An 8,431-nucleotide genomic window follows, 5' to 3' on the forward strand; every position below is an offset into this window, starting at 1 on the left:
TAATTAAGGAGGAAAGATTATGAATTTAGTACAAGATAAAGTAGTTATCATAACAGGAGGAACAAGTGGAATAGGACTTTGTGCAACAAAAATATTTATAGAAAATGGTGCAACAGTATCTATATTTGGTAAAACTCAAGAAGAAGTAGATACTACAATAGCTGAATTAAAAGAATTATACCCAGATAAAGAAGTATTAGGTTTTGCTCCAGATTTAACTAAAAGAGAAGAAGTAATGGCTGCAGTAAGTACAGTTGCTCAAAAATATGGAAAACTTGATGTCATGATAAACAATGCTGGTATCACAAGTAATAATGTATTTAGTAGAGTAAGTGAAGAAGAATTTAAAACATTAATAGATATAAATGTTATAGGTGTATTTAATGGAGCTTGGGCTGCATATCAATGCATGAAAGAAAGAAAAGAAGGTGTAATAATAAATACAGCATCAGTAACAGGTATATATGGTTCATTATCAGGAATAGGATACCCAACTAGTAAAGCTGGTGTAGTAGGATTAACTCATGCTTTAGGAAGAGAAATAATACGTAAAAATATAAGAGTTGTAGGTGTTGCTCCTGGTGTTGTAAATACTCCAATGGTTGGTGGAATGCCAAAAGAAATATTAGAAGGATATTTAAAAACATTCCCAATGAAAAGAATGTTAGAACCAGAAGAAATAGCTAATACATATTTATTCTTAGCTTCTGATTTAGCAAGTGGTATAACTGCTACAACTATAAGTGTTGATGGAGCTTATAGACCATAAATTTAATTTAGAAAATAATACTATTACATAAATTGTTTATCAAAAGGAGAAGAAAAATGGCTGGATTAAAAGATTTTCCTAAATTTGGGGCACTTTCAGGATTAAAAATATTAGATAGTGGATCTAATATAGCAGGACCTTTAGGAGGTGGACTTTTAGCAGAATGTGGTGCTACAGTAGTTCATTTTGAAGGGCCAAAAAAACCAGATAACCAACGTGGATGGTATGGATATCCTCAAAATCATAGAAATCAATTATCAATGGTTGCAGATATAAAATCTGAAGAAGGAAGAAAAATATTTTTAGAATTAATAAAATGGGCCGATATATGGGTAGAATCATCAAAAGGTGGACAATATGATAGATTAGGACTTTCTGATGAAGTTATATGGGAAGTAAATCCTAAACTTGCTATAGTACATGTATCTGGATATGGTCAAACTGGTGATCCATCATATGTAAAAAGAGCTTCATATGATGCTGTAGGACAAGCATTTAGTGGATATATGTCATTAAATGGAGTTAATGAATCTTTAAAAATAAATCCATATTTAAGTGATTTTGTATGCGGTCTTACTACATGTTGGACAATGCTTGCTTGTTATGTTAGTACACAATTAACAGGTAAAGGTGAATCAGTAGATGTTGCACAGTATGAAGCACTAGCAAGAATAATGGATGGACGTATGATTCAATATGCAACAGATGGAGTAAAAGTACCTAAAACAGGTAATAAAGATGCTCAAGCTGCACTATTTAGTTTCTATACTTGTAAAGATGGAAGAACTATATTTATTGGTATGACTGGTGCAGAAGTTTGTAAAAGAGGATTCCCTATAATAGGACTTCCAGTTCCAGGAAGTGGAGATCCAGATTTCCCAGAAGGATTCAATGGATGGATGATAGATTCACCTGTTGGTCAAAGAATGGAAAGAGCTATGGAAAAATACGTTTCAGAAAGAACAATGCCAGAAGTTGAAAAAGCAATGCAAGAAGCACTTATACCATGTCAAAGGGTATATGAATTAGAAGATTGTTTAAATGACCCACATTGGAATGCTCGTGGAACAATAATGGAATGGGATGATCCTATGATGGGACATATAAAAGGTCTTGGTTTAATAAATAAATTTAAAAATAATCCTTCAGAAATCTGGAGAGGTGCTCCATTATTTGGAATGGATAATAGAGATATACTTAAAGATCTTGGATATTCAGAAGAAGATATAGATAGCTTATATGAAAGAGGAATAGTAAACGAGTTTGATTTAGAAAAAACAATAAAACGTTATCAATTAGATAAAGTAATACCTCATATGGCTAAAAAAGACAAATAATATTTAATCAAAAAGTAATATCAAGCCTGCCAAATGTTATTTTGACAGGCTTGATGTGTAAATAAATAAAATTCTTAAAAGGAGAAAAAAATGTTATCTACTAAAGAAAACTATAAAAGAGGATTTATACCATTTGCAATAGCAGCATTATTGGTAGGATTAGTAGGAGGGTTTACAGCAGTACTTGCACCAGCTTTTGTTGCAGATATGGGGCTTAATGATAACAATACAACATGGATTTCATTATCACTAGCAATGTCAACAGCTGCTTGTGCACCTATATTAGGGAAATTAGGAGATGTTCTTGGACGTAGAAAAACTTTATTATTAGGAATGATAATATTTACAATAGGAAATATATTAACAGCAATATCTTCTTCTTTAGTGTTTATGCTAGGAGCAAGATTTATTGTTGGGATAGGAACAGCCGCAATAGCACCTATAATAATGGCTTATATAGTAACTGAATATCCACAAGAAGAAATGGGAAAAGGATTTGCTTTATATATGTTAATATCAAGTGGAGCAGTAGTTGTTGGACCAACTTGTGGTGGATTAATAATGCAATTATTTGGCTGGAGAATGATGATGTGGGTATGTGTTGCACTATGCATAATTACATTTTTTATATGTTCAGTCATGATAAAGAAAACAAAATTTGAAAAGAAAGATCTTAGTGATTTTGATAAAAAAGGTTCAATATATGTATTAATATTCTTCAGTTTATTATTATGTATACCATCATTTGGTCAAAATATAGGATGGGTATCTAAACCATTTATATTAGTAAGTATAGTATCAATAGTAGTATTAATATTATTAATAAAAGAAGAGAAAAAAGCAGAAAATCCAATATTAAGTGGTAAATTTATGAAACGTAAGGAATTTATTTTACCAATTATAATACTATTCCTTACTCAAGGATTAATGCAAGCGAATATGACAGATGTAATATTATTTGTTAGAGCGACACAACCAGAAAATACAATAATATCAAGTTTTGCTATATCAATACTTTATATAGGAATGTCATTAGGTGCAGTATTTATAGGGCCTATGGCAGATAAGAAAGAACCAAAAACAGTTCTTACTGGTTCACTTTTATTTACAGGTATTGGATGTGCAATGATGATTTTATTTAATGAAACATCTAAGTTTGCTATATTTGCTGGGTCTTTAGGAATGTTAGGTATAGGACTTGGAGGAAATGCAACAATATTAATGAAAGTATGTCTTTCAGGCTTAAATCAATCAGAAGCTGGCTCAGGAACAGGAACTTATGGACTATTTCGTGATATATCAGCTCCATTTGGAGTAGCAGTATTTGTACCATTATTTGCAAATACAGTAACTAATAAAATGGAAAGCATATTATCTAGTGGTGCTACAAATGAAGTAGCTAAATCAGTAGCTTCTGTTTCATCTATTCATACATTAGCATTAGTTGAAATAATTTGTATAATCATAGCTATAGTAGCAGTAAGGATGTTACCGAAGATACATAATAAATAGTATGTTAAAAAGGGGACAGTTGTTCCCCTTTTATTTTGAAAATTAATAAAAATTTACAAACTTAGAATATAAATTTAATAATAATAAATTTATAAAGTAATACAGTATTTGATAAGATTTTGTCGAATGTTAAAAAAGATTTTTTGATATTATAAACTCAAAGAAAGATACTTTGCAAAGTCAGTAAAAAATAAAGATATATAGAAAATAAATTAAATCTTGAAAGGAAAAATAATTATGGACATGAAAGAATCTAAACTATTTTCACCATTGAAAATAGGATCATTAACATTAAAAAATAGAGTAGGTATGGCTCCTATGAGTATGAATTATGAAGCAGAAGATGGATCAGTACCAAAAAGATTAGCAGATATATTTGTACGTAGAGCAGAAGGTGGTACAGGATATATAACAATTGATGCAGTTACAATAGATAGTAAATATAAATATATGGGAAATACAACTGCACTAGATTCAGATGATTTAGTACCACAATTTAGAGAATTTGCTCAAAGAATAAAAGATGCAGGAAGTACATTAATACCTCAGATTATACATCCTGGACCAGAATCAATATGTGGATATAGACATATAGCACCACTTGGACCATCAAAAAATACAAATGCAAACTGTCATGTTAGCCGTGCAATAAGTGTAGATGAAATACATGATATAATAAAACAATTTGGACAAGCTGCTAGAAGAGTGGAAGAATCAGGATGTGGTGGAATAGGATTACATTGTGCACATGCATATATGTTACCGGGTTCTTTTTTATCACCATTAAGAAATAAAAGAATGGATGAATATGGTGGATGTCTAGATAATAGAGCTAGATTTGTAATAGAAATGATACAAGAAGTTCGTAAAAATGTAAGTCCTGATTTTCCTATAATGCTTAGAATATCAGGAGATGAAAGAGTAGTAGGAGGAAATACTTTAGAAGATATGTTATACTTAGCTCCAAAATTTGTTGAAGCAGGTGTAAATATGTTTGAAGTTTCTGGTGGAACTCAATATGAAGGACTAGAACATATAATACCAAGTCAGAATAAAAGTATAGGGGTAAATGTACATGAAGCATCTGAAATTAAAAAAGTTGTTGATGTTCCAGTTTATGCAGTAGGAAAAATCAATGATATAAGATATGCTGCTGAAATAGTTGAAAGAGGACTAGTTGATGGAGTGGCAATAGGTAGACCTTTATTAGCGGATCCAGATTTATGTAATAAAGCAAAAGAAAATTTATTTGATGAAATAACACCATGTGCAAGTTGCGGTGGAAGTTGTATAAGTCGTACAGCAGATAGACCACAGTGTCGCTGTCATATAAACCCAAGAGTTGGATTTGAATATGATTATCCAGAAATACCAGCTGAAAAATCTAAAAAAGTTTTAGTTATTGGTGCAGGTCCTGGTGGTATGATGGCAGCAGTTACAGCAGCAGAAAGAGGTCATGATGTAACACTTTGGGAAGCTGATAATCAAATAGGTGGTCAAATTAATTTAGCAGTAGTAGCTCCTGGTAAACAAGAAATGACTAAATGGTTATCTCACTTAAATTATAGAGCAAAAAAAGCTGGAGTAAAAATGGTATTTGGAAAAGAAGCTACAGTAGAAAATATAAAAGAATTTGCTCCAGAAGCAGTAATAGTTGCAACAGGAGCTAGACCATTAATTCCACCAATAAAAGGAACAAAAGAATATCCAGTGCTTACTGCACATGATTTCTTAGGAGGAAAATTTGTTATACCAAAAGGAAAAGTTTGTGTTCTTGGAGGAGGAGCAGTTGCCTGTGAAACTGCAGAAACAGTGATAGAAAATGCAAGACCAAACGCACACACAAGAGGTTTTGAAGCTAGTATAGGAGATATAGATGTTACATTAATAGAAATGTTACCACAGTTATTAACTGGTGTATCTAGTCCAAATAGAGAACCTCTAATAAGAAAATTAAAAAATAAAGGTGTTCATATAAATGTAAATACAAAAATATTAGAAGTTACAGACCACGATGTAAAAGTACAAAGAGCAGATGGAACAGAAGAATGGTTAAAAGGATTTGATTATATATTATTTGGATTAGGTTCAAGAAATTATGATCCAATATCAGAAGAAATAAAAGAATTTGTTCCTGAAGTATATGTAATAGGAGATGCAAAAAAAGCTAGACAAGCAAGCTTTGCTATGTGGGAAGCATTTGAAGCTGCATATAATTTATAAAATAAAAACTGCTATATCAAATATTTTATGATATAGCAGTTTTTTTAATATAATTTTAACATAATAATTACCTATAGCTTATATACGAAATAAAATTTTTTTGATATATTTAAGTATAAAGTTGGGAGTTATTAGTATCCTGGATGAGGTGTTAAAATGATTATATTGAAAAAAATAACAGAAGAAAATAGAGAAGAAGCTGAAAAACTACAAGTAGAGGATTTTCAAAAGGGTTATATAGAAAGTATAAAAGAATGTTTACAAGAGGCAGATTTGTTAGAAAATTGGAATCCAGTTGGGATATATGATAATAACATAATGATTGGATTTGCTATGTATGGAAATATTACAGAATCAAAATATACAAGACTTTGGTTTGATCGTTTGTTGATAGATAAAAAATATCAAAACAAAGGATATGGTAAAAAATCATTTGAGATTGTGTTAGAAAGAATAAAGCGAGAATATAAAAATCTAGATATATATCTAAGTGTGTATGAGGAGAATAAAATCGCAATAAATATTTATAAGTATTTTGGATTTGAATTTACAGGTGAATTAGATACAAAAGGTGAAAAAATAATGAAGTATATAAAATAACTTTAATAATTATCTTTATTAGTATTAAAATTAGATATATAATTAAATCAAATTTAATGATATTAATAAGGACGTGAAAAAATGAGTAAAATTTTAGTTATAGGAAGTTTAAATTTAGATTATGTTATAGATGTTGAAGAAATGCCAAAGATTGGCGAGACAATAATAGGAAATAGTATAAAAAAAGTTCCAGGAGGAAAAGGTGCAAACCAAGCCTATGCAATAGGTAAATTAGGAGGGGATGTATCTATGATTGGAGCTGTGGGAAATGATGATGCTGGAAAAATTTTAATAAACAATCTAAAAAATGTAAATGTAAATACAAAAGGTATAGAAATTATAGATAATGAAGTTACAGGTCAAGCATATATACATGTAAATAAAAAGGGAGAAAATTCAATAACAGTAATATCAGGAGCAAACTCTTTAGTAGATAAAGAATTAATAGATAGAAATATAAATCTAATAAATGATGCTGAATATATTATAATGCAATTTGAAATACCACTAGAAATAGTAAAATATGTTAAAGAAATTGCTATATCAAAAGGTAAAAAAATAATTATAGACCCAGCACCTGCAGTAAAAAATATAGATAAAGATTTATATCAAGGAAGCTATATTTTAAAACCAAATGAATTAGAACTAGCTACATTAAGTGGAAAAGAACTTAATAATATAGAAGAATATAAAACTGAATTGATAAAAATGCAATCAAATGGTGTAAATCAAGTAATATGTACATTAGGAGAAGAGGGTTGCCTACATTATAATGGAGAAGAATTTAAAAAATTTGATTGTAAAAAAACAAAAGTTGTAGATACAACAGCAGCAGGAGATACTTTTACAGCAGCACTCGTAATATCTCTAAGTGAAGGAAAAAATATTTATGAATCAATAGATTTTGCACAAAAAGCAGCTTCTATTACAGTATCAAAAAGAGGAGCTCAAAGCTCAATTCCATCTAGAGATGAAATATAATAAATAAAAAGACTATAGTTATAAATTTTAACTATAGTCTTTTCTTTTATAAAAATACATATACTCTATTTTAAATACTTTGTAAATTTCATATAATTTTGCAATTAACTATAAAAATAAGTACCATAAGAAAATAAAATGCAAACAAATAAAATCATTATATATAAAAATTATACAAAATGAAGTTTTTTTAAATAAATAGTATATAATAGATATATTAAAAATAAGTAATTGCGAGGAATATAATGAAATCAACAATAGAAATATTTAAATATATAGTAGAAGAAATACATTCAACAATAGGAGCAACAGTAGATAATAAAAATTTACCTGTAACATGTGCAATAAATATAATGGATTATGATGAAACAGGCATATACTTTTCTATATCAAAAGGGATGCTTTTTTACGAAATATTAAAAAATAAAAAATATTTATCTCTAACAGCAGCAAATGGAAAAGATATTAAAGATGTTGTATATATAAATATATCTGGTGATGTTGAAGAAGTAAACAAAAGTAAAAGAGATTTAATATTAAAACGAAATGATTATATAAAAAGAATATATCCTACTGAAAAATCTAGAATGAATTTGACAATTTTTAAAATAGTAAAAGGAAAGGGAGAATGGATAGATCTTAGATATAATCCTATTGAAAGATATGAATTTTCTTTTGGTGGGGAAAAAATAGAGAAAAAAGGATACTTTATAACTGCTAAATGTTTAAATTGTGGAAGATGTAGAGAAATTTGTCCACAAGGATGTATAGATGTAGAGAAATTTGATGATATAAATCAATCCACAATTAATCATATAAACTGTATAAACTGTGGAAATTGTGCAGAAATTTGTCCAGTAGAAGCAATATTAAAACGGATATAAAAAGAAGGAATATAAAGTAGCAACTTTTATTTTTTATTTTAAATTAATTAAAGAGTACTTTATGAAAAAATTAAAATAGTAAACTAAATTTAAAAAGTAGAATCTATGGTTAGATTCTACTTTTT

Annotated in this window: 7 protein-coding genes; all 7 read left to right on the forward strand. The window is 29.0% G+C overall.

Annotated elements, in window-relative coordinates; genetic code table 11:
* The first annotated feature begins 19 nt into the window (after positions 1-19).
* The 7 genes from Q1J78_RS05820 (at position 20) to Q1J78_RS05850 (ending at position 8,306) form a co-directional block, all read left to right on the forward strand.
* The gene (locus tag Q1J78_RS05820; protein WP_300276451.1) at positions 20-769 is read left to right on the forward strand and encodes an SDR family NAD(P)-dependent oxidoreductase; all 750 of its coding nucleotides are present in this window, start codon (positions 20-22) and stop codon (positions 767-769) included.
* Positions 770-825: 56 nt separating this feature from the next.
* Positions 826-2,106: a bile acid CoA-transferase BaiF gene (baiF, locus tag Q1J78_RS05825; protein WP_300276453.1), complete on the forward strand. Its 1,281-nt coding sequence runs from the start codon at positions 826-828 to the stop codon at positions 2,104-2,106.
* 90 nt (positions 2,107-2,196) lie between these two features.
* Positions 2,197-3,618: an MFS transporter gene (locus Q1J78_RS05830; RefSeq protein WP_300276455.1), complete on the forward strand. Its 1,422-nt coding sequence runs from the start codon at positions 2,197-2,199 to the stop codon at positions 3,616-3,618.
* A gap of 237 nt (positions 3,619-3,855) precedes the next feature.
* The gene (locus tag Q1J78_RS05835) at positions 3,856-5,841 is read left to right on the forward strand and encodes an NAD(P)/FAD-dependent oxidoreductase (RefSeq protein WP_300276457.1); all 1,986 of its coding nucleotides are present in this window, start codon (positions 3,856-3,858) and stop codon (positions 5,839-5,841) included.
* Positions 5,842-5,997: 156 nt separating this feature from the next.
* On the forward strand, positions 5,998-6,441 hold the full coding sequence (locus Q1J78_RS05840) for a GNAT family N-acetyltransferase (RefSeq protein WP_300276459.1): 444 nt from the start codon (positions 5,998-6,000) through the stop codon (positions 6,439-6,441).
* A gap of 81 nt (positions 6,442-6,522) precedes the next feature.
* The gene (gene rbsK, locus Q1J78_RS05845) at positions 6,523-7,422 is read left to right on the forward strand and encodes a ribokinase (protein WP_300276461.1); all 900 of its coding nucleotides are present in this window, start codon (positions 6,523-6,525) and stop codon (positions 7,420-7,422) included.
* A 245-nt stretch (positions 7,423-7,667) separates the two neighbouring features.
* Positions 7,668-8,306 (forward strand): 4Fe-4S binding protein, encoded by a 639-nt coding sequence (locus Q1J78_RS05850; RefSeq protein ID WP_300276463.1) that lies wholly within the window; start codon positions 7,668-7,670, stop codon positions 8,304-8,306.
* The last annotated feature ends 125 nt before the right edge of the window (positions 8,307-8,431 follow it).

Origin of the sequence: Peptacetobacter sp. (assembly GCF_029264495.1) — a bacterium.
In the GTDB taxonomy this organism is placed as follows: domain Bacteria; phylum Bacillota; class Clostridia; order Peptostreptococcales; family Peptostreptococcaceae; genus Peptacetobacter.

Excerpts from the sequence above, each read along its gene's own strand:
- Q1J78_RS05820 (WP_300276451.1), top strand. The coding sequence starts at position 20 with ATGAATTTAGTACAAGATAAAGTAGTTATCATAACAGGAGGAACAAGT.
- baiF (WP_300276453.1), top strand. The coding sequence starts at position 826 with ATGGCTGGATTAAAAGATTTTCCTAAATTTGGGGCACTTTCAGGATTA.
- Q1J78_RS05830 (WP_300276455.1), top strand. The coding sequence starts at position 2,197 with ATGTTATCTACTAAAGAAAACTATAAAAGAGGATTTATACCATTTGCA.
- Q1J78_RS05835 (WP_300276457.1), top strand. The coding sequence starts at position 3,856 with ATGGACATGAAAGAATCTAAACTATTTTCACCATTGAAAATAGGATCA.
- Q1J78_RS05840 (WP_300276459.1), top strand. The coding sequence starts at position 5,998 with ATGATTATATTGAAAAAAATAACAGAAGAAAATAGAGAAGAAGCTGAA.
- rbsK (WP_300276461.1), top strand. The coding sequence starts at position 6,523 with ATGAGTAAAATTTTAGTTATAGGAAGTTTAAATTTAGATTATGTTATA.
- Q1J78_RS05850 (WP_300276463.1), top strand. The coding sequence starts at position 7,668 with ATGAAATCAACAATAGAAATATTTAAATATATAGTAGAAGAAATACAT.